21 protein-coding genes and 2 tRNA genes are annotated in these 25,029 nt (G+C 60.0%); 10 read left to right on the top strand and 13 right to left on the bottom strand.

Translation table 11 applies throughout. The features are described 5' to 3' along the window. Positions 1-238: 238 nt before the first annotated feature. On the bottom strand, positions 239-781 hold the full coding sequence (locus JOF48_RS07445) for a peptidylprolyl isomerase (RefSeq protein ID WP_209679075.1): 543 nt from the start codon (positions 779-781) through the stop codon (positions 239-241). 109 nt (positions 782-890) lie between these two features. Here JOF48_RS07445 and JOF48_RS07450 point away from each other — a divergent pair, with 109 nt between their 5' ends. Beyond that, positions 891-2,003, top strand: coding sequence for a hypothetical protein (locus JOF48_RS07450; RefSeq protein ID WP_245346437.1), 1,113 nt, complete (start codon positions 891-893; stop codon positions 2,001-2,003). A 123-nt stretch (positions 2,004-2,126) separates the two neighbouring features. Here JOF48_RS07450 and JOF48_RS07455 read toward each other — a convergent pair whose 3' ends face one another. The 12 genes from JOF48_RS07455 to dnaA form a co-directional block, all read right to left on the bottom strand. Then, on the bottom strand, positions 2,127-3,038 hold the full coding sequence (locus JOF48_RS07455; RefSeq protein ID WP_209679078.1) for a DMT family transporter: 912 nt from the start codon (positions 3,036-3,038) through the stop codon (positions 2,127-2,129). A gap of 170 nt (positions 3,039-3,208) precedes the next feature. Beyond that, a tRNA-Ala gene (locus JOF48_RS07460) sits at positions 3,209-3,284 on the bottom strand. Between the two features lie 36 nt (positions 3,285-3,320). Continuing rightward, positions 3,321-3,440: a DLW-39 family protein gene (locus tag JOF48_RS20150; RefSeq protein WP_209679081.1), complete on the bottom strand. Its 120-nt coding sequence runs from the start codon at positions 3,438-3,440 to the stop codon at positions 3,321-3,323. Positions 3,441-3,475: 35 nt separating this feature from the next. Next, positions 3,476-3,549: transfer RNA gene (locus tag JOF48_RS07470), tRNA-Ile, on the bottom strand. A 117-nt stretch (positions 3,550-3,666) separates the two neighbouring features. Then, a complete protein-coding gene (locus tag JOF48_RS07475) occupies positions 3,667-4,209 on the bottom strand; it encodes a DUF3566 domain-containing protein (protein WP_209679084.1) in 543 nt (180 codons plus the stop codon). Beyond that, positions 4,206-6,851 carry a DNA gyrase subunit A gene (gyrA, locus tag JOF48_RS07480; RefSeq protein ID WP_209679087.1) on the bottom strand — a complete coding sequence of 882 codons (2,646 nt, stop codon included), beginning with the start codon at positions 6,849-6,851 and terminating at the stop codon, positions 4,206-4,208. Before gyrA ends, JOF48_RS07475 begins: the two co-directional genes overlap by 4 nt. 69 nt (positions 6,852-6,920) lie before the next feature. After that, positions 6,921-9,029, bottom strand: a complete 2,109-nt coding sequence (gene gyrB, locus JOF48_RS07485) for a DNA topoisomerase (ATP-hydrolyzing) subunit B (protein WP_209679090.1) — start codon at positions 9,027-9,029, stop codon at positions 6,921-6,923. 326 nt (positions 9,030-9,355) lie between these two features. After that, positions 9,356-9,907 (bottom strand): DciA family protein, encoded by a 552-nt coding sequence (locus JOF48_RS07490; RefSeq protein ID WP_342591183.1) that lies wholly within the window; start codon positions 9,905-9,907, stop codon positions 9,356-9,358. 31 nt (positions 9,908-9,938) lie between these two features. Beyond that, the gene (gene recF, locus JOF48_RS07495) at positions 9,939-11,168 is read right to left on the bottom strand and encodes a DNA replication/repair protein RecF (RefSeq protein ID WP_209679095.1); all 1,230 of its coding nucleotides are present in this window, start codon (positions 11,166-11,168) and stop codon (positions 9,939-9,941) included. Positions 11,169-11,189: 21 nt separating this feature from the next. After that, positions 11,190-12,209 (bottom strand): phosphogluconate dehydrogenase (NAD(+)-dependent, decarboxylating), encoded by a 1,020-nt coding sequence (gnd, locus tag JOF48_RS07500; protein WP_425353707.1) that lies wholly within the window; start codon positions 12,207-12,209, stop codon positions 11,190-11,192. Next, complete coding sequence (gene dnaN, locus JOF48_RS07505; RefSeq protein ID WP_209679101.1) at positions 12,130-13,254, bottom strand: DNA polymerase III subunit beta; 1,125 nt, start codon at positions 13,252-13,254, stop codon at positions 12,130-12,132. The genes gnd and dnaN overlap by 80 nt, the downstream gene beginning before the upstream one ends. 457 nt (positions 13,255-13,711) lie before the next feature. Then, positions 13,712-15,160, bottom strand: a complete 1,449-nt coding sequence (dnaA, locus tag JOF48_RS07510) for a chromosomal replication initiator protein DnaA (protein ID WP_209679105.1) — start codon at positions 15,158-15,160, stop codon at positions 13,712-13,714. Between the two features lie 554 nt (positions 15,161-15,714). Here dnaA and rpmH point away from each other — a divergent pair. The 9 genes from rpmH to JOF48_RS07555 all read left to right on the top strand — a co-directional run bounded on the left by rpmH (position 15,715) and on the right by JOF48_RS07555 (position 24,094). Continuing rightward, positions 15,715-15,852 carry a 50S ribosomal protein L34 gene (gene rpmH, locus JOF48_RS07515; RefSeq protein WP_011776797.1) on the top strand — a complete coding sequence of 46 codons (138 nt, stop codon included), beginning with the start codon at positions 15,715-15,717 and terminating at the stop codon, positions 15,850-15,852. 55 nt (positions 15,853-15,907) lie between these two features. Next, complete coding sequence (rnpA, locus tag JOF48_RS07520; RefSeq protein WP_209679108.1) at positions 15,908-16,333, top strand: ribonuclease P protein component; 426 nt, start codon at positions 15,908-15,910, stop codon at positions 16,331-16,333. Further along, positions 16,330-16,725, top strand: a complete 396-nt coding sequence (gene yidD, locus JOF48_RS07525; RefSeq protein WP_342591184.1) for a membrane protein insertion efficiency factor YidD — start codon at positions 16,330-16,332, stop codon at positions 16,723-16,725. The genes rnpA and yidD overlap by 4 nt, the downstream gene beginning before the upstream one ends. 18 nt (positions 16,726-16,743) lie before the next feature. Further along, positions 16,744-17,706, top strand: a complete 963-nt coding sequence (gene yidC, locus JOF48_RS07530; RefSeq protein WP_209679111.1) for a membrane protein insertase YidC — start codon at positions 16,744-16,746, stop codon at positions 17,704-17,706. After that, positions 17,706-18,227, top strand: a complete 522-nt coding sequence (locus JOF48_RS07535; RefSeq protein ID WP_209679112.1) for a Jag family protein — start codon at positions 17,706-17,708, stop codon at positions 18,225-18,227. The genes yidC and JOF48_RS07535 overlap by 1 nt, the downstream gene beginning before the upstream one ends. Before the next feature lie 84 nt (positions 18,228-18,311). Then, the gene (gene rsmG, locus JOF48_RS07540) at positions 18,312-18,950 is read left to right on the top strand and encodes a 16S rRNA (guanine(527)-N(7))-methyltransferase RsmG (protein WP_209679114.1); all 639 of its coding nucleotides are present in this window, start codon (positions 18,312-18,314) and stop codon (positions 18,948-18,950) included. Positions 18,951-19,066: 116 nt separating this feature from the next. Continuing rightward, positions 19,067-20,071 carry a ParA family protein gene (locus JOF48_RS07545; RefSeq protein ID WP_281068049.1) on the top strand — a complete coding sequence of 335 codons (1,005 nt, stop codon included), beginning with the start codon at positions 19,067-19,069 and terminating at the stop codon, positions 20,069-20,071. 87 nt (positions 20,072-20,158) lie between these two features. After that, positions 20,159-21,214 carry a ParB/RepB/Spo0J family partition protein gene (locus JOF48_RS07550; RefSeq protein ID WP_209679116.1) on the top strand — a complete coding sequence of 352 codons (1,056 nt, stop codon included), beginning with the start codon at positions 20,159-20,161 and terminating at the stop codon, positions 21,212-21,214. Between the two features lie 2,388 nt (positions 21,215-23,602). After that, positions 23,603-24,094, top strand: coding sequence for a GNAT family N-acetyltransferase (locus tag JOF48_RS07555; RefSeq protein ID WP_209679118.1), 492 nt, complete (start codon positions 23,603-23,605; stop codon positions 24,092-24,094). Positions 24,095-25,029: the final 935 nt, after the last annotated feature.

Raw genomic sequence — 25,029 nt, forward strand, 5'->3', positions numbered from 1 at the left:
GGCGGCGCTCCGCTGGCAGTCTGGGCACGCAGGGCGGCCGCACCGCTGGCAGCTCACGTAGGAGACACGGTCAGGGTGGCGCGGACAGACAGGTGCGCCCACGGCGGGACCTGGGACCGGGTATGGCGTGCTCATCGTGAATATTCCTTGTTGGTCATATATAAGGAAGGCCCCAGCCGCCGGCACGCGCGGTGCCGGCGGCCGAAGCCAGGAAAGCAGATTGAAGCCAGTAGCCCTGTTAGAGCTGCTCGACGGTGACGGAGTTGATGACAACGTCCTCGCGCGGCTTGTCGCCTGCACCGGTTGCAACGCCTTCAATGGCATCAACGACGGCGCGTGAGGCCTCGTCGGTGACATCGCCGAAGATGGTGTGCTTGCCCTGCAGCCAGCTGGTGTTCACGGTGGTGATGAAGAACTGTGAACCGTTGGTGCCGCGGCCGCCCTGGATGCCTGCGTTCGCCATGGCGAACTTGTAGGGCTCGTTGAAGTTGAGGTCCGGGTTGATTTCATCGTCGAACTGGTAGCCTGGGCCACCGATGCCGCGGCCCAGGGGATCGCCGCCCTGGATCATGAAGTCCTTGATGATGCGGTGAAAGATGGTGCCGTTGTAGAGCGGGGCAGTCGTCTTCTCGCCGGTGGCCGGGTGCGTCCATTCCCTGGTTCCGGTCGCCAGGCCAACAAAGTTGTCCACCGTCTTGGGAGCGTGGTTGCCAAAGAGGTTGACCTCGATGTCGCCAAGGCTCGTGCTGATAATTGCTTTTGCGGTTGGGATTGCAGTCATGGCGATATTCTGCCACGACTAAGTGGGAGTTTTCTGACAACGGCGGCCATTCCGCGCGCGGCGAACTGTGGCGGGATAGCAACGGCCCGGTTGTGGACGTAGGCTGAACATGAAACTGCTGACACCTGGAGGAAATGTGAAGAAGGTTGACCGTTTTACCCAAAGTTTGGAAGATTCACTCAATACCGGCGTGGATTGGGCTGCGCCCCATGTTGAACATGCAAAGGACTGGACAGCTCCCCGGGTGGAGGCGGCGCTGGCTTGGGCCGTACCCCGCATTGAGAAGGGCATCGAGCAGGCTTCCCCCATCGTCCAGGACGGCCTGCGCAGAGCCGCCCAGTACACCGCCGACGGCGTGGCAACCGTAACGCCCAAACTCCAGGAAGGCCTTGAAAAGTTGGCGCCAAAGATCTCCGATGCCGTGGACGACGCCACCCCCCACATCCAGGAGGCGATCGCCAAGACCGGCCCGGCCATCACCACAGCCAAGGGCAAGGTGGTGGACGACTTCATCCCGTTGTTCTCGGAGAAGCTGGGTGACGCCGCGCACGCTGTCGAATCCGCGCTGGAAAGATCCCAGGCCCCTCAGAAGGTGGAACTCGTTGCCGCCAAGCTGGCAGGCAACAAGAAGGCGATCGCCAAAGCTGAGAAGGCGGCCCGGGAATCCGCCCAGAAACTGGCAGTCGAGCTGAAGAAGGCCGCCAAGGACGCCGCAAAGAAAGACAAGAAGTCCGGCAAGGGCTGGATCGTGGTGGGTGTCATCGTCGCCGCCGGCACCGCCGGCGTTGCGGCATGGAAGGCGTCCAAGCCCGTGGCGGACCCCTGGCAGACCCCGGCACCCGTGGTACCCGCCGCTCCCGTCCCTGCCCCTGTTGCGGCGGACGACGGCGCAGCCACCAAGGCTGCCACGGTCGCCGACACTGTGGGGGCGAAGGCGTCGAACGCTGCCGCCGAGGCGAAGGAGAAGGTCGCCGACATGGCCGCGAAGGTTGCAGACAAGGCTGGCGACGCCGCAGCCGAAGTTGCATACAAGGCTGACAAGGTCGCGGACAAGGTTGCCGACGCCGCAGCCGAGGCGAAGGACAAGGTTGCCGACGCTTCGGAATCCGCCAAGGGAGCAGCGGCCGACATCGCCGGCGACGTCAAGGAGGCCGCATCAGATGCCGTGGAATCTGCCAAGGACGCGGCTGCAAAGCCGAAGCCGAAGGCTCCCAAGCAGTAAAAATCACCAAACGCACGTGTGGTGCGGGCTGGGCCGGGATCCGAGGGGATCCCGGCCCAGCCGTGTTTTGGGCCAGTATGCGTCCCCGGTGCTGCCGGCAGACCACAGACCTTGGCGCTGCGCCTAAGCGGCGTCCTTGCGTTTCTTTCCGGACGGGAGCTGCAGGGGCTGGTTCTTCAGGCCGCTGCGGCCCTGGCGCATGATGACGATGGCCAGGCCGGCCAGGATCAACGTGAGGCCAACATACGTGCCGCCTGGCAGCGCCTGGCCAAGGAAGATCCCGGCCAGGAGCGCGGCCCCGGGTATCTCCAAAAGAATCATCATGGAAACCACCAGCGGGGAGATTGTGGCCAACAGATGGTTGAAGATGGTGTGTCCAAGGAGTTGGGCCGCCACCGTGACCGCAATAATGCCCCACCAGGCCTCAGCCGGAATGTCCACCAGCGGCTGGCCCAGCACCAGGCACATGGCCAGCAGCACCACTGAACACAAGCCGTAACAAATGCTGGAGTAGACACTCGTGGAAAGCGTTTTGCGGGCACGCGCGCCGGCCAGGGTGTAGACGGCGGCCAGGGCACCACCCGCCATGGCCAGCAGGTCACCGAGCAGCGCCTCCCGGGACACTCCCATGTCGAACCCTGTGATGACCACGACGCCAATGAGCGCTGTCCCCAGCCCCAGGATGACCGGCCGTGCAGGCCTCCTGCCCCTGATCCACTGAAACAGCGCAATCCAGGCCGCCTGCAGGCAGACCAATGCGGTGGCTGCGGCCACGCTGGTCAATTTCACGGAGGTGACAAAGCAGGCAAAGTGCAGGGCCAGGGCAGTTGCTGCAATCACCAGATATTTCAGTTCCGTGCGGTTCAGCGAGGCGAACTGGCCCCGGTCCTTCAGCGCCGCGGGAATGCCCAGTGCCACGGCGCCAAAGACATTTCGCCACAGGGCGATGGTGAGGGGTGGTGCCATGGTCGCCGCCATGATCGGGCCCGATGCCGACACGCCCAAAATGCCGACAACGGCCAAGAAAATGATCACTGTTCAAGCCTAAGGCACCCCAACGGTGCCCACCTCCAGCCGAGAAGGGGATTGTCCGTCTCGCCGGGGCTGTTGTGGAGCAGGAAAAGCGGCCTGCCTCCCCGAGGATGTGGTGCCGACGACGTTTAAAACAGAACAACCCCGGTCCAAGGACCAGGGTTGTTCGTTCATGGTGGAGGCACGGGGACTCGAACCCCGAACCCCCTGCTTGCAAAGCAGGTGCGCTACCAATTGCGCCATGCCCCCATGAGGCTGATTCAGTATATATGAATCAAGGCCAACTCATTCAACCGAATCTGTTGCCTTGCTCCATGTTGTCTTCACAACTTTGGTTTCCCGCCACTTCCTATTCAGGATAATTGCAGCACCCAAAGCCGTGATAACTATCAACAACTTCTTCACCGCACACCATCCTGACCAGGAACCGTTGGATTCCGTGGGCGTACCTGGACTTGAACCAGGGACCTCTTCGTTATCAGCGAAGCGCTCTAACCGCCTGAGCTATACGCCCTCACCGGCCCTCATCGGGCCGAGACAAAACTTTACCGCACAGAATCGGAAAGTCCAAAATCGGCGGGCCTGAAGCCACTTCTGGCCCGCCGATTCCCGGATTCATGCAGATTTTTCGCTAATCATCGGTCAGCGTGACACCAATTCCGCCCACCAGGGTGGAGGAAATGTTGTACAGCCAGGCCGAGAGGACCGAAAGTGTGGTCAACAACACGACATTGACGACAGCGACAATGGTGGAGAACGAAGCCACCTGGCCCAGCGAGGCAAAACTGAGCAGGTCAAACGGAGTGCCGGCCTCCTGGCCCTGAATCTCATTGATGAACTGGTTGACCTTGTCGAACAGGCCCATGGCATCGAGAACGGACCAAAGCACGATCGTGGCCACGACGGTAATGATCCCGAGAGCCACCGACAGCAGGAATGCCATCTTCAGCACGGACCACGGATCGATCTTGCTGATCAGTAGCCGGGCGCGCCGGGCCTTCGCCTTGGGCGCGGGCTTGACCAGTGACGGCGGCGCCTTCGGCCGTGGCGCGGCAGATGCCGGACGCTGGGCCGACGGGGGCTTTGGGGCGCCACTGGGGCGCTGTGGCGGTCGGGCAGGGGCACCTACCTTGGGTGCTGAACCAGGCCGCGGAATCGGCTTATTGGTGCTCAATCGGTACCTCCAGTTATTCCGTCATTACCGCTTAACGGTACTTCATCATTCTGCTGGACCGTTTCGAGCACTCCGTCGGCCGTTGCCGGCGACTGGGCTTCTTCATCCATTTCATCGTCTTCTTCAAGGCCGCGCTCAGTATTCCGTGCAATGCCAATTATGCGGTCGTTCTTGTCCGGCTTGGCAAAGATGACGCCCATGGTGTCGCGGCCCTTGGCCGGAACCTCTGAAACATTGGACCGGACCACCTTTCCTCCGCTCATAACCACCAGGACTTCATCTTCTTCCTGCACGATCAATGCACCAATGAGGTCACCGCGGTCCTCCACGAGTTTGGCAACCTTGATGCCCAGCCCTCCGCGCCCTTGGAGCCGGTATTCCTGAACGGCAGTTCTCTTGGCATAACCTCCTTCTGTGACAATAAACACAAAGGACTCGTCCGTAACAACCGAAGCTGACAGCAGTTCGTCAAAGTCACGGAACTTCATTCCAGTCACGCCCGACGTGGCACGGCCCATGGGCCGCAGCGCCTCGTTGGTTGCGGTGAAACGGATCGACTGGCCCTTGCGGGACACCAGCAGGAGGTCGTCGGTGTCGGAGACGAGCTGCGCCGAGACGAGCTCATCGCCGTCGCGGAGGTTGATGGCAATGACGCCCGCGGAACGGTTGGTGTCGTAGTCCTCAAGCGAGGTCTTCTTGACCAGCCCGTTCCGGGTCGCCAGGACCAGGTACGGCGACTGCTGGTAGTCCTTCAGTTCCATGACCTGGGCGATTTTCTCGTCAGGCTGGAACGCCAGCAGGTTCGCCACGTGCTGGCCCTTGGCATCACGGCCGGCTTCGGCCAGCTCGTACGCCTTGGCGCGGTAGACCCGTCCCAAGTTGGTAAAGAAGAGCAGCCAGTGGTGCGTTGTGGTCACGAAGAAGTGCTCGACGACGTCGTCCCCGCGCAGCTGCGCCCCCTTGACACCCTTGCCGCCGCGGTGCTGCGTGCGGTAGTTGTCGCTTCGGGTGCGCTTGACGTAGCCGCCGCGGGTGATGGTGACGACCATTTCCTCTTCGGGGATGAGATCTTCCATGCTCATGTTGGGGTCATAGCCCATCATGATCTCGGTGCGGCGGTCGTCACCGAAGCGTGCGGTGATCTCCGCCAGTTCCTCGCTGACAATGCCGCGCTGCACCTCCGGGTCCGCCAGGATGCGGTTGAACTCGGTGATCATGGTCTCCAGGACATCTGCACGGTCCTGGATTTTCTGGTGCTCCAGGGCGGCCAGGCGGCGCAGCTGCATGTCCAAGATGGCCTTGGCCTGGATTTCATCAATGTCCAGCAGCTGGATCAGGCCGTCGCGGGCCTCCTCGGTGGTGCTGGAACGGCGAATCAGGGCGATGACCTCGTCGAGGGCGTCCAGGGCCTTCAGGAGTGCGCGCTGGATGTGCGCCTCTTCCTCGGCCTTTCGAAGCCGGAACCTGGTCCGGCGGACAATGACGTCCATCTGGTGGGTGACCCAGTGGCGGATGAAGGCGTCAAGCGGCAGGGTGCGGGGCACACCGTCAACAATGGCCAGCATGTTGGCGCTGAAGTTTTCCTGCAGCTGTGTGTGCTTGTACAGGTTGTTCAGGACCACCTTGGCGACGGCGTCGCGCTTGAGCACGATGACCAGGCGCTGGCCGGTGCGGCCGGAGGTCTCATCGCGGAGGTCGGCGATGCCGGCGATCTTGCCGTCCTTGACGAGGTCGGCAATCTTGATGGCCAGGTTGTCCGGGTTTGCCTGGTAGGGCAGTTCCGTGACGACGAGGCAGGTGCGGCCCTGGATTTCCTCAACGTTGACCACGGCGCGCATGGTGATCGAGCCACGGCCTGTGCGGTAGGCATCCTCGATGCCCTTGCGGCCCAGGATCTGCGCGCCGGTGGGGAAGTCGGGTCCCTTGATGCGTTCGATGAGTGCCTCGAGCAGTTCCTCGCGGCTCACGGTGGGGTTGGCCAGGTACCACTGGACGCCTTCGGCGACCTCACGCAGGTTGTGCGGGGGAATGTTGGTGGCCATGCCCACCGCGATGCCGGAAGAGCCATTGACCAGCAAGTTGGGGAAGCGGGACGGCAGGATCGTCGGTTCCTGGTTCTTGCCGTCATAGTTGTCCTGGAAATCGACGGTTTCCTCGTCGATGTCGCGGACCATCTCCATGGCCAAGGGCGCCATCTTGGTTTCCGTGTAACGGGGGGCGGCAGCGCCGTCGTTGCCGGGGGAGCCGAAGTTGCCCTGTCCCAAGGCCAGCGGGTAGCGCATTGTCCAGTCCTGGATCAGGCGGACCAGGGCATCGTAAATGGCCGTGTCGCCGTGGGGGTGGTACTGGCCCATGACCTCGCCGACAACGCGGGCGCACTTGTTGAAGGAACGCTCCGGACGGTAGCCGCCGTCGAACATTGCGTACAGCACGCGCCGGTGGACCGGCTTGAGTCCGTCACGCACGTCAGGCAGTGCACGGCCGACAATGACCGCCATGGCGTAATCCAGGTAGGAGCGCTTCATCTCATCCTGGAGATCAATCTGCTCTACCTTGTCATGGAGCAGGTTTCCTTCATGAACCTCGACGGCGCTTTCATCCGTGGTGGGTTCGTCCGGGTTCTGTGGTGTTTCGTCACTCATAATCTTAATATTCCATTCCCAATATATGTCGGTTTCGCACTATTTCCGGAGGGGCACGTCATGGCCCGTCTAGATATCGAGGAAGCGGACATCCTTGGCGTTTTGCTGGATGAAGTTCCGTCGTGATTCGACGTCTTCGCCCATGAGGATGGAGAAAATCTGGTCGGCTTCGGCTGCGTCGTCCATGGTGACCTGCAGGAGGGTGCGGTGTGCCGGGTCCATGGTGGTGTCCCACAGCTCGGTGTAGTCCATCTCGCCCAGGCCCTTGTAGCGCTGGATGCCGTTGTCCTTGGGAATCCGGCGCCCGGCGGCGGCACCTGCAGCCAGGGCGGCGTCGCGCTCCTTGTCGCTGAACACGTAGTCGTGCGGCGCGTTGGACCACTTGATCCGGTAAAGCGGCGGCTGTGCCAGGTACACGTAGCCGTTTTCAATCAGTGGGCGCATGTAGCGGAACAGCAGCGTCAGCAGCAGCGTGGTGATGTGCTGGCCATCAACGTCTGCATCGGCCATCAAGACGATCTTGTGGTACCGGGCCTTCTCAACGTCGAAGTCCTCGCCGATGCCGGCGCCGAACGCCGTGATCATGGCCTGGACCTCGGCATTGCCAAGGGCGCGGTCAAGGCGGGCCCGCTCAACGTTGAGGATTTTTCCTCGCAGCGGCAGGATGGCCTGGGTGTTCGGGTTGCGGCCGCGGACGGCCGAGCCGCCTGCCGAGTCACCCTCCACGATGTAAATTTCGGACAGTGCCGGGTCCTTGGACTGGCAGTCCTTGAGCTTTCCGGGCATGCCGCCGGATTCCAGCAGGCCCTTGCGTCGCGTGTTTTCGCGTGCCTTGCGGGCTGCAAGCCGGGCCATCGATGCCTGGATGGACTTGCGGATGACATCGCGGGCCGGGCCGGGGTTGCGTTCAAGCCAGTCGCCCAGGCCGTCGGTGACAACGCGCTGAACGAAGCCCTTGACCTCGGAGTTACCGAGCTTGGTCTTGGTCTGGCCTTCAAACTGCGGTTCAGACAGCTTCACCGAAATGACAGCAGTGAGTCCCTCACGGATGTCGTCGCCGGTGAGGTTGTCATCCTTTTCCTTGATGATGTTTTTTTCCCGCGCGTAGCGGTTGATCAACGACGTCATGGCAGCACGGAATCCTTCTTCGTGCGTGCCGCCTTCATGCGTGTTGATGGTGTTGGCATACGTGTGGACACTCTCCGAGAAGGATGTGGTCCACTGCATGGCAATCTCCACGGCCATGCTGCGTGAGGAGTCCTCGGTTTCAAAGGCGATGACGTCCTCATGGACGGTCTCGTACTTCTTTGAGTTGTTCAGGTGCTTCACATAGTCCAGCAGGCCGTCGTTGTACTGGTAGACAACCACGCGCTTGCCGGTTGCCAGGTCCTTGCCCTCGGGAATGGCATCCAGGTCCGGGTCTTCATCGTTCTCGGCGGCCACCACGCGTTCGTCAGTCAGCGTGATCTTCAGGCCCTTGTTCAGGAACGCCATCTGCTGGAAGCGTGCCCGCAGCGTCTCAAAGTCGAACTCGACCGATTCGAAGATTTCCGGGTCCGGCCAGAATGTCTGTGTGGTGCCGGTTTCAGTGGTGGTCTCGCCCTTGACCAGCGTGCCCTGTGGCTTTCCGCCGTCGGCAAAGAGCATGCGCCAGACAAAACCCTTGCGGCGGATTTCAGTCTCGACCTTGCGGGAGAGGGCGTTGACCACGGAAATGCCCACGCCGTGCAGTCCACCGGAGACCGCGTAGCCGCCGCCACCAAACTTGCCGCCGGCGTGCAGGATGGTCATGACCACTTCAACCGTTGGCTTGTGCTCGGTGGGGTGCATGTCGACGGGGATGCCGCGGCCGTTGTCCACAACTCGGACGCCGCCGTCGGCGGTGAGCGTGATTTCGATGTGGTCGCAATAACCGGCAAGGGCTTCGTCAACCGAGTTGTCAACCACTTCGTAGACCAGGTGGTGCAGGCCGCGCGGACCGGTGGAACCGATGTACATGCCGGGGCGCTTGCGGACGGCTTCGAGGCCTTCCAAAACCGTAATGTCGCCTGCATCGTAGTGCGGCGCATTGGCAGGTGCTGCGTCTGCCGCGGGTGCTGCGCCTGTATCTGGCGCCGCCTCCGACGGTGTGTCTTCCGGTTCTGGATTCACGGCACTATCCGAATTGTTCGTCGTCACAGGCGCGTTCGACCCCTTTTGTTGTTCAGCTCGATTGCCGACGCCAGGAACGATCACGGGACTCTCGTGCACCGTGCGCCAATTCCTTGTCGAAGGCAGATAAATACCGCTCTCAACGAAACCAAAAACCTGCCACAGCGCCGCGGAGAGACGGTTATAGTGCCAATTCTACCTTGAGACGGGCCCAGATGGTGGCCCAACGTGCCCTAGAACGCGTAAAAAGCGGCTCAGGGCGCAATTGCCAGCTCTTCTTTAAGGAGATGTACGGCCGATGGTGTTTGAATCGCCCTGCAGCGCCTTGGACAGCTTGGGTCCGACGGCGCGCGTCATCCGTAGGTGTCGCGGGGTCCGCGCCCCTTGACATTGCGGAATCCCTTTCGCCAGCTTGGCGCTGCCGGGCCGAGGACCATGATCTTCGTGACGACGCCGCGACCCAGGAGGTCATCAAACTTCGCCAGCAGGGATGATGACAACAGCCGCAGCTGCGTGGCCCAACTGGTCGAGTCGCACCTGATGTGGAGCGTGGTTTCCTCAAAGCTCTCCGGCTGGCAATGGGCGGCAATGTCCGGCCCCACCAGCGTGTCCCACTGGGACATGACGGATCCAACAGCCAGTGGTGAGCTCCATCCCCTGTCCGAGACAAGGCGGTTCACCACGTTGCCCAGCCCCTGCGGGTCACGGCCCCCGCCGTACTTTGCATCCAGAAACGGCTTCCGCTTGTTCTTGGAAACAGGCTTTTCACCCAACCGGCTGCGTGGAATCCGTAATTCTCCCCGGCTCTTGGCGATGGTCCGCATGCGGTTCAGTGCAGCCTGGGCAGCATCAACCTCGGTGACATGGTCACTCGCGGCCGCCGCCCTGCTGCTTTTTTTCCCCACTGGATCACCGTGGGAATTTCCCCGCGGCTGGTCATTCATTGGGCACAACCCCGCCGGGAACCACTTGGACGGTCGCCCCCGCCAGTTCAGTCGGAATGTCTTCACCCACAGCCGCCGTTACAAGGACCTGCTCGGCGGTCGAAACCATGCCGGCAAGTTTTCGTCGACGCTGGGCATCCAGTTCCGCAAAGACGTCGTCCAGTATCAGGATGGGCTGGTTGCCGGCGACGTGCTTGTCCTCGTCCAGGACGTGGAAGGAGGCAAGCCTCAGTGCCAGTGCAATCGACCAGGATTCCCCGTGCGAGGCATAGCCGCGCGCCGGCGCCTGGCCCAGCAGCAAGTCCACCTCGTCACGGTGCGGTCCCACCAGCGACATGCCCCGCTCAAGTTCACGCCTTCGGGAGGATGCCAGTTCCACGCGGTACTTCTCCGCCAGCTCTTCCACCGAAAACAGCGAAAGGTCTTCACCCTCGTCAACCTCATCAGGCACCCCAGCCGTTGGCGGGCCGGACGTGTCGGGGGATGCGCCGTCGTACTTTTCCGGCTCATTCAGGCTGCTGCGGTAGATGGCCCTCAACAGTTTTGACCCGTCGGTGAGCTGGGCGTAGGCCTCTGACATGTGCGGCCGCAGCCGGTTGAGCAATTCCAGGCGTGCTGCCAGGAGTTCCGCGGCGATGACGGCCAGGTGTTCATCCCAGACGTCAAGGGTGGACAGATGCGACTCTGAAACACCGGAACGGGAGAAATGCTGTGACCGTGCAGACTTCAACAGTGCATTGCGCTGTTTGAGCACCCTGTCGTAGTCGCTGCGGGTTCCGGAGTGGCGGGGCAACAGGACAACGAGGAGGTCGTCCAGGAAACGACGGCGGTTGCCGGGATCCCCCTTGACCAGGGCCAAATCCTCGGGTGCGAAAAGGACGGTGCGGCAAATGCCCAGGACGTCCCTTGCACGGACAGGGTTGGCACGGTTGATGCGGGCCCGGTTGGCGCGGGAGGCGTTGATTTCCACTTCCACCATCACCTTTTGCTCGCCCCGGACAAGCTGTGCCCGGACAAGTGCCCGTTCGGTGCCGAAGCGGAGGAGGGGTCCGTCGCTGCTGACCCGGTGGGATGAGAGTGTGGAAAGGTAACCGATGGATTCAACGAGGTTCGTCTTGCCCAGTCCGTTGGAGCCAACGAGAACTGTGACGCCGGGCGACAGGGTGAGATCGACCTGGGCGTAGCTGCGAAAATCGGTCAGCGACAGGTGTTCAAGATACATTGAGCCAAGCTTTGTGCACTGCTAGGAGCCCGCAGGTTTGGTGGCGTGACCGCCAAACTGGTGACGCAGTGCCGAAACCATCTTCATGGCGGGGGAGTTGTCTTCGCGCGAGGAGAACCTGGCGAACAAGGCTGCTGTGATGGCCGGTGCCGGAACGGCGTTGGCAATGGCCTCCTCAACAGTCCAGCGGCCCTCGCCGGAATCTTCGACATAGTCGTCGATTGATTCCAGGCCGGGATCTTCATCAAGTGCCTTCACCATCAAATCCAGCAGCCAGGAACGCACAACGGTTCCCTTTTGCCAGGCGCGGAAAGTTCCAGGCAGGTCCTCAATGATTTCCTTCTTGGCCAGCAGTTCGTAGCCTTCTGCGTAAGCCTGCATGAGGCCGTATTCGATGCCGTTGTGGACCATTTTTGCGTAGTGGCCTGCGCCGACACCGCCAACGTGGACAAAACTGTCGGCCCGGTCGCCTTCGGGACGCAGTGCGTCAAGGACCGGAAGGGCCCGATCCACATCCTCTTTGGCGCCGCCGGCCATAAGTCCGTAGCCGTTTTCCAGGCCCCAGACGCCGCCGGAAACCCCAACATCCATGAAGCCGATGTTCTTGGCAGCCAGCATTTCACCATGCTTTTGGTCCTCGGTGAAACGTGAGTTCCCGCCGTCGACCAGCAAGTCACCCGGTTCCAGCAGCACGGACAATTCGGTGATGACCGAGTTGGTGATCTCTCCTGAAGGAACCATTACCCAGATGAGCCGGGGTGACGGGACGGCCTTCACCAGTTCGGCAAGGTTCGGGACATCCGTGACGTCGGGGTTGCGGTCATATCCGGTGACATCAATGCCGGCGGCCCGCAGCCGTGCACGCATATTAAAACCCATTTTTCCAAGTCCGACGAGTCCGATGTGCATGAAATTAGCTCTCTTTCGTGGGTTGGCGGCTGATGGGTTTTGTTTCTTTAGCCTATTGGCCCGGCAACCTGACCGGCATGACCAGGTAGCGGTATTCGTCGCGGCGTTCGCCGTCGATTTCGTCCTGGGCACTGAGCATGGCCGGCTTCGGGGCTGAAGTGAACGAGAAGCGGACGTACTTGCTGTCGAAGGCGCTGAGGCCTTCACTCAGATAGTGGGGGTTGAACGCGACCGTGATTTCGTCACCGACGAGTGCGGCTTCCAGGTTTTCCGAGGCCTGTGCATCCTCGCCCGTGCCGGCATCCAGCGTCAGCTGGCCGTCTGTGAAAATGAGCCTGACGGGGGTGTTTCGTTCGGCAACGAGCGAAACACGGCGGACGGCCTCAGCCAAGGCATGGGTTTCGACCGTGGCGTGGATGGGTGTGGTGTCCGGGAAAAGCGAGCGGATCTTGGGGTAGTCGCCGTCAACCAGCAGCGAGGTGGTTCGACGTCCGCCGCTTTCAAAGCCGATGAGCTCGCTGTTGTCGGACAGTGCGATGTTGATGTTTCCCGAGCTGCCCAGCGTCTTGGCAACTTCACTGAGCGTCTTCGCCTTGACGAGTGCGCCGGTGGAAATATTGGGGTTGGTGGGGTTCCAGCGAATTTCACGCAGTGCCAGGCGGTAGCGGTCTGTTGCCAGAAGTGTAATGAGGTCGCCCTCGATTTCCATTTTCACGCCGGTGAGGATGGGGAGGGTGTCGTCCTTGCTGGAGGCAATGATTACCTGGGAAACAGCCTGGGCGAAGGCTTCACCATCGACTGTTCCGCTGATATCCGGAAGGGCGGGCAATTCCGGATAGTCGCTGACCGGCATGGTTGCCAGATGGAAGCGGCTGCTGCGGCAGGTCAGTGTGACTTTGCTGCCATCGGTGTCAATGTCAACGGGTGCAGAGGGAAGGCTGCGGCAAATGTCCGCAAGGAGCCTTCCTGAAACCAGAATGGTGCCCTCCTCTGAAATGTCAGCAGGAATGTGCAGGCGCGCTGAAATTTCGTAGTCGAAACTCGACAGGCTCAGAGTTCCGGCTTCTGCCTTCAACAACAGCCCGGAAAGCACTGGGACAGGCGGACGCGGTGACAGGGAACGTGCGGCCCAGCTGACTGCTTCGGTCAGAACATCCCGTTCGACTCGGAACTTCACGGAAGGGTGCCGCCTTTCATGGTGCGAAAAAGTATCGTGCTGGTTTTGCCTGGAGGGCCGGTAGGAGCCCTGGGCAGGAATGACATTACATGCTTGCAGCTAGCTTAGCCCCTTGGGCAAGGCCTGTGGGCATTGCTTTGGGGTTCACGGGGACTGCCGGCGGGTAGGAACCAGATGTTCTTTGAAACGAAGAATTCTTGTAGTTCGTAGTGTTAATAAGTCCTGTGGATACTGTGGATAAGTGCCCTCAGCCGCGGGGTTCCGCGAAAATTGGCTGTGCACAGTGTGTGAGGTTCTTCCGTCTGAGGCTGTGGGGAGCGGTGGAGAACTTTTCCTGCCGATTTAACGATCCACAGGCGACCCTGTGGTTATCCGCAGGGAACGGCCGTTGTACACCGACTTATCCACAGGGTTGTCCACACCTGTTAATTTCTTTAAATTTTGCCCGCTGCGCGGGCTAGCCCTCGCGCTGCTGCTGTTTGATCTTGTTGGTCAGTTCCGTGACCTGGTTGTAGATGGCCCGGCGCTCTGCCATGAGTTCGCGGATCTTGCGGTCCGCGTGAATGACTGTTGTGTGGTCCCGACCGCCAAATTCCTGGCCGATCTTGGGCAGTGACATGTCCGTCAGTTCGCGGCAAAGATACATGGCGATCTGGCGCGCGGTCACCAGGGTCCTGGTGCGGGACTTGCTGCACAGCTCCTCGAGGGAAATATTGAAGTAGGCGGCCGTTTGTCCCAGGATTGCCGTTGAGGTGATCTCTTGGGCGCCGTCGTCGGTGATCAGGTCCTTCAAGACCAGTTCCGCCAAGCCGACATCCACGGGCTGTCGATTGAGGCTGGCGAAGGCGGTGACTCGAATCAGGGCGCCTTCAAGCTCACGAATGTTGGTGGAGATCTTGGAAGCAATGTACTCAAGGGCGTCGTCGGGGGCAGAAAGGCCCTCACCAATGGCCTTTTTGCGCAGAATGGCAATGCGGGTTTCCAGCTCCGGCGGCTGGACGTCCGTCAACAGGCCCCACTCAAACCGGGACCGCATACGTTCCTCAAATCCCTGCAACCGCTTGGGCGGAAGGTCTGAAGTGATGACCACCTGCTTGTTGTGGTTGTGCAGGGCGTTGAAGGTGTGGAAGAACTCTTCCTGCGTGGCGTCCTTGTTGGCCAGGAACTGGATGTCATCGATGAGCAGGATGTCCACGTTGCGGTACAACTGCTTGAAACTGGCGCCTTCATCGTCGCGGATGGAGTTGATGAAGTCGTTGGTGAATTCCTCGGAATTCACGTAACGGACCCGGATCCCGTTATAGAGGCGGCGTGCGTAGTGGCCAATGGCGTGCAGGAGGTGGGTCTTGCCCAAGCCGGAGTCGCCATAGATGAACAGTGGGTTGTAGGCCTTGGCCGGCGCTTCAGCAACGGCCACGGCTGCAGCGTGGGCAAACCGGTTGGAGGAACCAATGACAAAGGAGTCGAAGACGTACTTGGGGTTTAGCCGGCCAAATTCCTGAGAGGTGCTGGGAAGTGTAGGGGACGGCTTGGAAGACGACTCGACAGGTTCTGCCAAGACAATCTGCTCATGGTGGCTGGGTGTGGAGAGGGCAACAGGCGAGGGAGCGGGCTCCTCTTCCTTGACCGGGGGAACCAGATCCGCGTTGACGCTGAACGCACAGCTGATTTCCTCCGAGAATACTTGCGCCAACGCATCGCTTAGCGCGGTGTGGAGCTGCGTCTGAAGAACTTCGCGTGTGAGTTCATTGGGAACGGCCACCAGCAAGGTGTTTCCAATCAGGCCCTGGGGCTGGGTCAGGACAACGAAGCCCCGCTGCCTGGGTGAAACCCGTTCATCCTGTTCCAAGATCCTGATGACGCGCCGCCAGGAACTACCAACGTCATTGATGTCCTCAGTGCTCATTGATTGTTCCGTCCTTACTCCCGCGTGGATTGCAGGAATGCTCATAGTTACACGCCGGTCGGGCGTGATCTCGGTAACACAAGGCAAGGTGCCATTTTTGCCGCCATGTCAACCGTCGAATCACAGTAATCCACAGAGTTATGCACATCCGTGGATAACTTGCTACGCGCCTAGCCTAGAGGATGAAAAGCCCAGAAGATAGCGGGGCAAACAGCTTGTGGATAAATCTCACAACAGGGGGTGATTCAGGGCTCCGTCCACAGCTGTTGTCCACGAACTTGTGCACAGCTGTGAATAAAGGTGTGGAGAGGTTGCCGGAGCCGCAATCCGCCTGTTTCCGGGGTCGGCGCCCGCGTTCGGCTCGACCCGGCGTTTGACTGGGATGGCCATGATGACCTAACGTTGTGAAGTCCCATGTGTCTGTTTTGCGCACCTGCGTGCGCCTCCTGTAATGGGAGGCAAAATGAACAGGCATCCATATACTTAGCGTCGACCCCTTTCTTACCTGTTAGCTACGGGCAAGGCGCATCTTTGATTGTCTTGGAGTAACTACCGTGAGCAAGCGGACTTTTCAGCCGAACAACCGCCGTCGTGCCAAGAAGCACGGCTTTCGCCTTCGCATGCGCACCCGCGCCGGCCGCGCCATTTTGGCCGCACGCCGCGGCAAGGGTCGCGTAGAGCTGTCGGCCTAAACAATAACTGCTTGACGCTTCGTCGAGCCTTAGTGAAGTAGCGGTTGATCGCAGGGTGCTGGCCACCAGAAATAGAATGCGGACATCCGCCAACTTCTCACATACTGTACGTTCCGGCGTCCGCAATGGACGCCGGAACTTAGTGTTATATATGGTGTCCACTTCGTCGGATGAACCCAGCCAAATCGGGTTCATCGTGTCGAAATCTGTTGGGAACGCCGTGACCCGCAATCTCGTTAAGAGGAGACTGAGGGAGATAGTTGTCGAAACACTTCGGCAGCATCCCCAGGGAGTCAATGTGGTGGTGCGGGCCCTGCCCGCATCCGCCGCTGCCTCCTTCAGCGAACTTGTCACGGACTACCGCAAGGCAAGCTCCTCGGCTCTGTCCCGTTTGCACGGGCGGCCGGGAAGCCCACTGCCTTCGACACTGGCACCTGCAGTGGATAAGGTGAGCGGGCACAGAGGAGGAGAAGTTTTGTGAGCACATCGCAAACTGAACGTCGGGCACCCAAGTGGTTGTCCGACGTCGTGCTCTTCCTTTGGCACCTCCCCCAAAACATCCTGATCATCGTCTTGAAAATGTACCGGCGCGTCATCTCACCCATTTATGGGCAGGTGTGCCGGTTTTTTCCGTCATGTTCGGCCTATGCCCTGGAAGCCGTGACCGTACATGGCGCGGTCAAGGGCAGCTGGTTTGCGGCGCGGCGCATCATTCGGTGCCACCCGTGGAGTGCCGGCGGGTTGGATCCTGTTCCGTCCCCGGCCCATGTTGACTGGGACGACCCCACCACGGTGCCCCTCATTGTTCAGCTGAACCACCCGGATGTATTTCTGGCTAAACAACAGGAAACGCAAAGCCGCAACGCGGCTTGAGGAGATAGATAAAGAAATATGGGCTTCTTCAATACAATTCTGTTCCCGTTCAAGTGGATTGTTTCCTGGATCATGGTGGCATTCCATGACCTGTTCACGTGGATGGGCATGGATCCCGCCTCGGGCGTCACTTGGACGCTGGCCATCATTGGCCTCGTTCTGGTGATCCGTGCTGCGCTGATTCCTGTCTTTGTCAAGCAGATCAAGGCACAGCGTGGCATGCAGGCCTTGCAGCCGGACATGAAGAAGCTCCAGGCCAAGTACAAGGGCAAGACAGACCAGCTCTCACGCCAGGCCATGGGCCAGGAACAGATGGCGCTGTACAAGGAGCACGGCACCAACCCGTTCTCCGCATGTTTGCCCATGCTGATCCAGATGCCGTTCTTCTTCTCCCTCTTCCAGGTGCTTTCCGGTGTGGCCAAGGCCAACATCAACAACGAGGGCATCGGGGCCATGACGCACGACGAGGTCGTGCAGTTCGATGAAGCCACCATCTTTGGTGCGCGGCTCTCGGATGCGCTGCTCCCGTCGTGGCAGGGTGGCAACCTGACCGTTGCGATTGCCGTACTTTCCATCGTCATGATCCTGGCGATGATTGCGTCGCAGTTCATCACGCAGAAGCAGATCATGTCCAAGAACATGTCTGAAGAAGCCATGCAGGGCCCGTTCATGCGCCAGCAGAAGATGATGCTTTATGTCCTGCCGCTCGTGTTCGGCATCGGTGGCATCAACTTCCCCATCGGTGTCCTGATTTACTGGACCACCACCAACCTCTGGACCATGGGCCAGCAGTTCTTTGTCATCCGCCGGATGCCCACGCCTGGATCGCCTGCCTACAAGGAATACCAGAAGCGCCGCGAGGCCAAGGGCTTGCCGCTGCTGGGCGCGTCCAAGAAGCAGGTTGAGGAAGTTGTCGAGGAGATTCCTGAGCCCAAGGGCCAGCGGAACCAGCCACAGCGCAAGAACAGGAAGAAGAAATAATGTCTGAAGACACACAAATCATCCCTGAAGAAGCAACGGCCGCCATCGGTGTCAGCCGTCTCGAAGAAGAAGGCGACATCGCCGCCGACTACCTCGAGGAACTCCTGGACATTGCCGACATCGACGGAGATATCGACATCGAAGTGCGCAATGGCCGCACCTACATTTCCATCGTCGCCGAGGAAGGCTCCGATTCACTGGCCAGCCTGGTCGGCGAGGACGGGGAAGTCCTGGACGCCCTGCAGGAGCTGACACGGCTGAGCGTGTTGTCCGCCACTGAATCCCGCTCACGACTGGTTCTGGACATTTCCGGCTACCGTGAACGCCGCAACGTTGAATTGGCCCAGATTGCCAAGGACGCAGCCGAAGAGATCAAGTCGGGAGCCGAATCGGTGGCACTGGCACCCATGGGCGCCTACGAACGAAAGATCGTGCATGACGCCGTTGCCGAGCTCGGCCTGGAATCCGAGTCCGAGGGCGAAGGCGCCAAGCGACACATTGTAGTGAGCGCCGCGTCCTAAGGCGCAGTGCACCAAAAGAAGCAAAAACGGTCCCGGCCACTACCTCAGGGGAGTGGCCGGGATCCGAGTTTAGAGGACACAAACGTGGTGGAACTTACGGCACAAGAGGCTGTTGCGGCCCAACAAATTTTTGGCGACCGCCTTGGCCTTGCCAAGCGGTATGTTGAACACCTGGCGACATCCGGGATCGAGCGGGGACTGATCGGCCCGCGGGAGGTTCCACGCCTGTGGAGCCGGCATGTGCTCAACTGTGCCGTTGTGGCCGAATTGATTGACGACGGCGCCAAGGTCGCCGATGTGGGCAGCGGCGCCGGCCTGCCGGGCCTGTGCCTGGCGATCGCCCGCCCTGACCTGTACCTGACCCTGATCGAGCCGTTGGAGCGCCGCGTCATATGGTTGGAGGAGGTGGTCATGGACCTTGGCCTCTCTAACGTGGAGATCATTCGCGCTCGTGCCGAAGCCGCCATTGGCAAGGTGGAATGCACCGTGGTGACCGCGCGCGCCGTCTCTGCCCTCAACACCCTGGCGCCGCTCACCATCCCGCTGCTTGGTGGTGAAGGTGAACTGCTGGCCATCAAGGGCCGCAGCGCGGAAGAGGAAATCACCAAGGCAGCAAAGGTCCTGAAGAAGCTCGGCGGCATGCACACAGAGGTGGTCATTGCCGGCGGGGACATTTTGGAAGAACCCACCACAGTGGTGCGTGTGAAGGTGAAGCGGCGCTGATCCCCGATGCTGTGGGTTGGAACCGATAGGCTAGAGGTTGGCAAGCATAGCCACAGGAAAGTGAGAGTGCCAGCGTGACCAGTAGCGAAGCATCTTCGCAACGGATTCCTCCGTTCATGACGTTAGGGTCTGCACGCTCCAACGCCTCAAATCAACCGAAAGTGTTTGATTTTCCTCGACGTGACGATGTTTCACGTGAAACGGATGTTGAACGCTTCGATCCTTTGGACAACGACTTTGATGACAGCAGCCCCATTGCGAGCCAGCTGGTAAACGAGACCAAGCGCCGCGAACGGCTGCTGGGGCGGGAATTGCCGCGGCCGGCACATACCCGCATCATGACCGTAGCGAACCAGAAGGGCGGCGTCGGCAAGACAACCACGACAGTCAATGTTGCGGCTGCGCTTGCGTCTGCAGGTCTTCACGTTCTTGTTATCGACATCGATCCGCAGGGCAATGCGTCCACAGCGCTCGGCGTGCCGCACCATGCTGAAATTGACAGCATCTACGATGTCCTCATCAATGACTTTCCGATGTCGGAAGTTGTGCAGCAATGCCCCGATATTGACAATCTGTACTGCGCGCCTGCGACCATCCACCTTGCGGGAGCGGAAATTGAACTGGTTTCCCTTGTCGCGAGAGAACAGCGGCTGCGACGGGCTATCGACGAGTATGTGAAATTCCGCGATGCCAATGGCCAACAGCGTCTCGACTTCATCTTTATTGACTGCCCTCCAAGCCTCGGACTTCTGACCGTGAACGCGTTCTGCGCGGCCAATGAAGTAATGATTCCCATCCAATGTGAGTACTATGCTCTGGAGGGCCTGAGCCAGCTGCTGAAGAACATTGAGATGATTCAAAAACACCTGAACTCTGATCTTGTTGTTTCGACCATTCTGCTCACCATGTATGACGGAAGAACCAACCTGGCGGCACATGTCGCCGCGGATGTTCGCGAACACTTCCCCCAGCAGGTGCTCCAGGCCATGATTCCGCGATCAGTGAGAATTTCAGAGGCGCCGAGCTACCAGCAGACTGTTATGACGTATGATCCGTCGTCCACAGGTGCGTTGTCATATTTGGAGGCCGCGGCGGAGCTGGCAGAACGCTCCGTTGGCTGACAATGCCGTGCCTGATTCAAATTCCCACATACAATGAAGTCCAGCAGGCCCCACATTATCGGGGTCAATTCAATGGAGGATGTCTCAATGACTGACAAGCGCAGGGGTCTTGGCCGCGGTTTGGGTGCTCTAATCCCGAACTCTTCAGGCGATGAGACAGGTGCGACGCAGCCGACGCGCCCCGTGGACCTGTTCTTTCCAGAGCCGAAGAACCGCAAGGCACCTGTCACAGCCGCTCCGGCTGCAGAAGCTGCAGCGCCAGTTGCTGCCACAAAGCAGACACGCTCAAGGAAGAAACCAGTGGCTGAAGAGGCTGAGCTGGTCGATGTTCCTGGTGCTACGTTCATGGAACTTCCTGTTGGGGAGATTCATCCGAACCGGAAGCAGCCACGTACGGTATTCGATGAAGACGACATGGCTGAGTTGGTCCACTCCGTCAAGGAAATCGGCATACTTCAGCCGATTGTCGTGCGAAAGTCCACGGAAAAGGGTGACCAGCCCTATGAATTGGTCATGGGTGAGCGCCGCTGGCGTGCCAGCCAGGCGGCTGGACTTGAAACCATCCCTGTCATCATCAGGGAAACCACGGATGACAACCTGCTGCGCGATGCCCTGCTTGAGAACCTTCATCGCAGCCAACTGAATCCCCTTGAAGAAGCCGCAGCATACCAGCAACTTCTTGAAGACTTCGGCACAACACATGAACAACTAGCCGACAAGATTGGTCGATCCCGCCCGCAGGTTTCAAATACCCTGCGTTTACTGAAGCTTCCGCCCGTGGTGCAGCGACGTGTCGCAGCCGGTGTCCTCTCGGCAGGCCATGCACGGGCCCTGCTGGCACTGCCCGATGGTGATGCCATGGAACAGTTGGCTCAAAAGATCGTTGCAGAGGGCATGTCTGTTCGTGCCACAGAGGAAGCTGTACAGCTGTACCAGGCCCCCGCCGGCGACAAGAAGGCGCCGGCCAAGGCGCCCAGCCCGCGCCACGAGCGTCTCGATTTCCTGGCGAGTTCACTTGCTGACCGCTTGGACACCAATGTGAAGATCTCGTTGGGCGCCCGCAAGGGCAAGGTCAGCATTGAGTTTGCCTCAGTTGAGGACCTGAACCGAATCATGGATGTATTGGCACCCGGCAACAACTAGTTGCTGATCGTCGATTGAGGTGGTGTTTCACGTGAAACGCCACCTCAATGGCGTTAAGGTGCGTTCTCCTGGAGCCATCCTAAGCCAAATATTTTCTTCCAGCTTTTCCTGCAAATGACTGGGTAGTTGCAGTCGGGCATGTTGCTGGGGGAGTCGCACCGCTGTTTCACGTGAAACAGCTTGCTTGCGGTTCTCTGACCACCGTGATGGATGAGAGCCTCGGATTTCGTTGGAGTCCTGCAAGTCCCTGATGCGCCTGTGCACCGAGATCGATCGCCTACGCACCGGCTGAGCCATGATCGGGCTGATGCTGGCGCAATGTAAGCAATAGCCTTCGTGAACTCGCTGCGATGCGCTATGTACGCTCAATGAACAAGTGTTGTTTCCTGCACAATCAAGTACCTCGCAAACTTGCTAGGCCTAGTCCACTAGAGACGAGGTCGGGCTGTGACAGTGCCCTGCGAGGCGCGAGGCCATGGCGCGGGTGAAATTGAATAGTGCATCGGAACTGGCAAGGTGCGACGGTGATGACCCCTAATCCGACAAGACACCACAATTCTCAATAGTGGACCGTGGACGGCAGCCTCTGTGCTCCGCTGCAAAGCGTCGTCGTGGCTGTCTCCGGTCGAGGTGGTTAACCTAGCTGCCTCAACTCTGCAAGCACATTGGCGCATAGGTGAAAATCAGGCTGGTGGGATTCCGTCACCACGAGCAATTGTGCACATATGCCCCTATTGGGGCGAGGGCCTGTGGTAGCCCGCAAGGGCCTGGTAGGCGTTGGATGCTACATGCGCTCGGCCAACGCCCTTGAGGGCCCTGAGGGGACGCTGGAAGCTGCGGGGAGGGGCATGATGCCTGCCGGGTCACTCCGGCCTGGGCAGGCTCCTGGGAGTGGGGCCATGAGGGAAACACATACCCTGCTTTGTTGAATCTCGGGGGATCGTATCCGGCTACCAACGTTCATGAGCGCGCCGCTCCCTGGGCGGGCGCCTAACTAACAGGGTAGACCGCGAGGTTCAGGACCTGCGGCTGGAAACCGAACTTCGCCTCCCAAAAGGATGCGGTGCTTGCCGAGGCCGCAGTAAAGCAATCGAGATGCAGTGAATCGCCTTCAGGACCGGCGGGCAAGGTGCTGCCTGACCCTAATGGGGTAGAAGTCAGGTGCGAGTAGGACGGGAGATCGCTAGTCGTTGGACCTCAGGATTGAGGAAGGTGGTCTGGGCGAGCCTGAGTGCTGTCCCACGGTCATGGACGCCTGCCGGCTTCAAAAGCATGGGCCTTCCGGCCGCGTGTGGCCGTTGGCCGACTGCCCTGAAGGGTCGGTGCGGTTCTTCGGCCCGGGCTGCAGAGGAAGTCATGCCACCGATTCTCCTAGAAGTGTCACTTGGATCGTTTTGGTGAAAGCCGGGCGGTTGGCTGCCGCGGGAATACTCCCTTGCCCACGATCTGATTTGTCGAAATCCGCTACACCGTCCCTTCGGGCCGCAGCCATGACCAACAGGAGTAGGAGACGTAGGTGTTGGGCATTCGAGCAGGGACCCCACGAAGTTGAACGCCAAGCTTCCCGGCAGAGACGGGGCAGCCCTGCGGGCAGGAGAAGCACACTGTACAGATAGCTCTTCACTGTCCAGCCAGCATTGGAATGCCATCACCCACGCAGCATGCGGCTTGGGCCAGGTTCCTTCGACCGCACGGCATCGATGCGCGCTATATGTCGGTTGTAGTCATTCAGGTGCTGCTGCCTGTCGCGTTGCCCTGTGCCGGGCCGACGCCATCAAGGTCACCGGGAACGCGCTGGCATCGAGGGTTGTTGGGGGCAGACACCGCACGATCGCTACCTTTCGTCCATGGAGGTCTCGATGGAACGCACTGGCTTCGACGTGTATCGAAACCCGCGCCCTGAGCATATGTGAGCGGTCCGTGCTTCACTCTTCCCGCCTCAGCCTCGAGTTCCTGGTCTGCCCAAGAAATGACCGGCCGGTACGCCGCGGCCATGGCTTGAGTATCTTGGTCGGTGCAGCCCAGGGGTGCTGCCGTCCGGAAGACCCCGTGCCGCGGCCCTGGAGCATGATCGGCAGCTGCACGTGAGGTAGGCTCCTGAGCCATGCTCTGCGCACCTGAAGGAGCGATACTAATTGGGCGCCGCCAGCCGCCAGAAATGGGTGCCACCGCCACCGACTCGACGACGCCTATGGACGTAGCTGCATGCCCGGGCCCGATGCCGACGCCGATGGCACACTCAACTCCCCACTCCCATCGTCAACACGCGCGAGGTTGTCATCGACAAACAGCGCGACAGGTAACAATGGATCTCAGGATTGGCGAACAGATGAAGGGCAACGCTGACTCTGTTTCGGAGCGCAACGTCTCGTGTGTCAGAATACCGTCATGGAACTCAGACTCTTGCCCATGCCCGACGTTGAATTGGCTGCATGGATTGCGGCCAGTCTCAACGACTATGTTGCGGACCGAATCAAGGGCGGCGAGACCGCTGAGCTTGCAGAAGCCACAGCAGAGAAGTCCTTCGCCGAACTCTTTCCAGACGGTAAACCAACTGTTGGACACGTCGTACGGAATGCCATCCGAGATGACGGGGAAGCAGTCGGGTACATCTGGATTGGCCCGGACTCCAGCAACGGCGAGTCGGCTTGGTGGGTGTGGGATATTGCAGTCCATGCGCAGCACCGAGGTCGCGGCTATGGACGGAAAATCATGGAACTGGCTGAGGCAAAAGCCGTAGCGAGTGGGGCGACGAGCATGGGCCTGCATGTCTTCGGGTTCAACACTATAGCCAGGGATCTCTATGAATCAATGGGATATGCGCCAACGTCAATCAGGATGGCAAAGCAATTGAATGCGACACCTGCAGAAGTCATCTAGTAGGGAGACAGGATCCTCACTGAGCCGGTGAGGTCTGCCTTTTGAATCAGTCACGTTGGAGCCCTTGCGCATGTCGGTGGTCCGCACCAGGAATCAGATTCGAGCTACATTGTAGACCGGGGTCAAGATGTGTGGTTCCTTGCCTGCCGCATAGCTGGCGCCCAGGGCCCACGGCTCATTCATGAATCGATTTCCCGATGCGTAGCGTCAGTCAACGTCCAATGGCATCGCTGCCCGCTGGGAGAGTCCGTGCAGGCATACCCTCTCTGCGCACAGCTAATCTTGTGGAAACCCAGGCCCGGGTGACGCAAGAGAAGTTTAGAATCATCCAATTGATGGTCGTCTCAAGGTGACTCGGAAATCGTTGCCTGTAGGCGTCTGCAAATAGCACTCCTTGTGGTGGCAAGACAGATTCTTGAGGGACGTGGCGGCAGCTTCATTGATGGCGTCTACACGCGGGTGGTGCTCTAAACGGCGAGCCGCCGGTAGGGGTGCCTGCGCCGAACATGTTGATCATCGTGGACGGTGTCCAACGAGTCCTGGGCTGTCACGGCTACCCAATGTTCCTTGCCGCGTGGGCGTCACTAATCTGGCTGCACATATCGATGTTCTGAGAATTGCACAGACACTATGGCATGCCAGGCTGGGTCGTGCGGCCAAGGCCAGGTAGCTGGTACCTACTGCCCCACCCAGCAGAGACGGCCGCTGGTCGGTTGCCAGCGGGGTGGGACCATGGTGTCCACTCGCCCCCAGATAGGAACCACAACATATCGCGACCTGTCCTTTGGCGAAGGGCCATGTGGTGAACGTCTGCTCACCATGTAGCTTCGAGTACGGTCAACGGCTGCCCGATCAGAGTGGCGGGTCAGTTTCCTGCGAACCATTCGCGCGGTGACCTATCATGTGGGGCTTTGGTTCAACCACGCGCTGGGCTT

It is taken from the genome of Arthrobacter stackebrandtii, from assembly GCF_017876675.1.
Taxonomy (GTDB): domain Bacteria; phylum Actinomycetota; class Actinomycetes; order Actinomycetales; family Micrococcaceae; genus Specibacter; species Specibacter stackebrandtii.

Coding starts and splice junctions, on each gene's coding strand:
- JOF48_RS07445 (WP_209679075.1), bottom strand. CDS start 781: ATGACTGCAATCCCAACCGCAAAAGCAATTATCAGCACGAGCCTTGGC.
- JOF48_RS07555 (WP_209679118.1), top strand. CDS start 23,603: ATGGAACTCAGACTCTTGCCCATGCCCGACGTTGAATTGGCTGCATGG.
- JOF48_RS07450 (WP_245346437.1), top strand. CDS start 891: ATGAAACTGCTGACACCTGGAGGAAATGTGAAGAAGGTTGACCGTTTT.
- gyrA (WP_209679087.1), bottom strand. CDS start 6,851: ATGAGTGACGAAACACCACAGAACCCGGACGAACCCACCACGGATGAA.
- recF (WP_209679095.1), bottom strand. CDS start 11,168: ATGTATCTTGAACACCTGTCGCTGACCGATTTTCGCAGCTACGCCCAG.
- JOF48_RS07550 (WP_209679116.1), top strand. CDS start 20,159: ATGACTGACAAGCGCAGGGGTCTTGGCCGCGGTTTGGGTGCTCTAATC.
- JOF48_RS07545 (WP_281068049.1), top strand. CDS start 19,067: ATGACGTTAGGGTCTGCACGCTCCAACGCCTCAAATCAACCGAAAGTG.
- dnaA (WP_209679105.1), bottom strand. CDS start 15,160: ATGAGCACTGAGGACATCAATGACGTTGGTAGTTCCTGGCGGCGCGTC.
- yidC (WP_209679111.1), top strand. CDS start 16,744: ATGGGCTTCTTCAATACAATTCTGTTCCCGTTCAAGTGGATTGTTTCC.
- JOF48_RS07535 (WP_209679112.1), top strand. CDS start 17,706: ATGTCTGAAGACACACAAATCATCCCTGAAGAAGCAACGGCCGCCATC.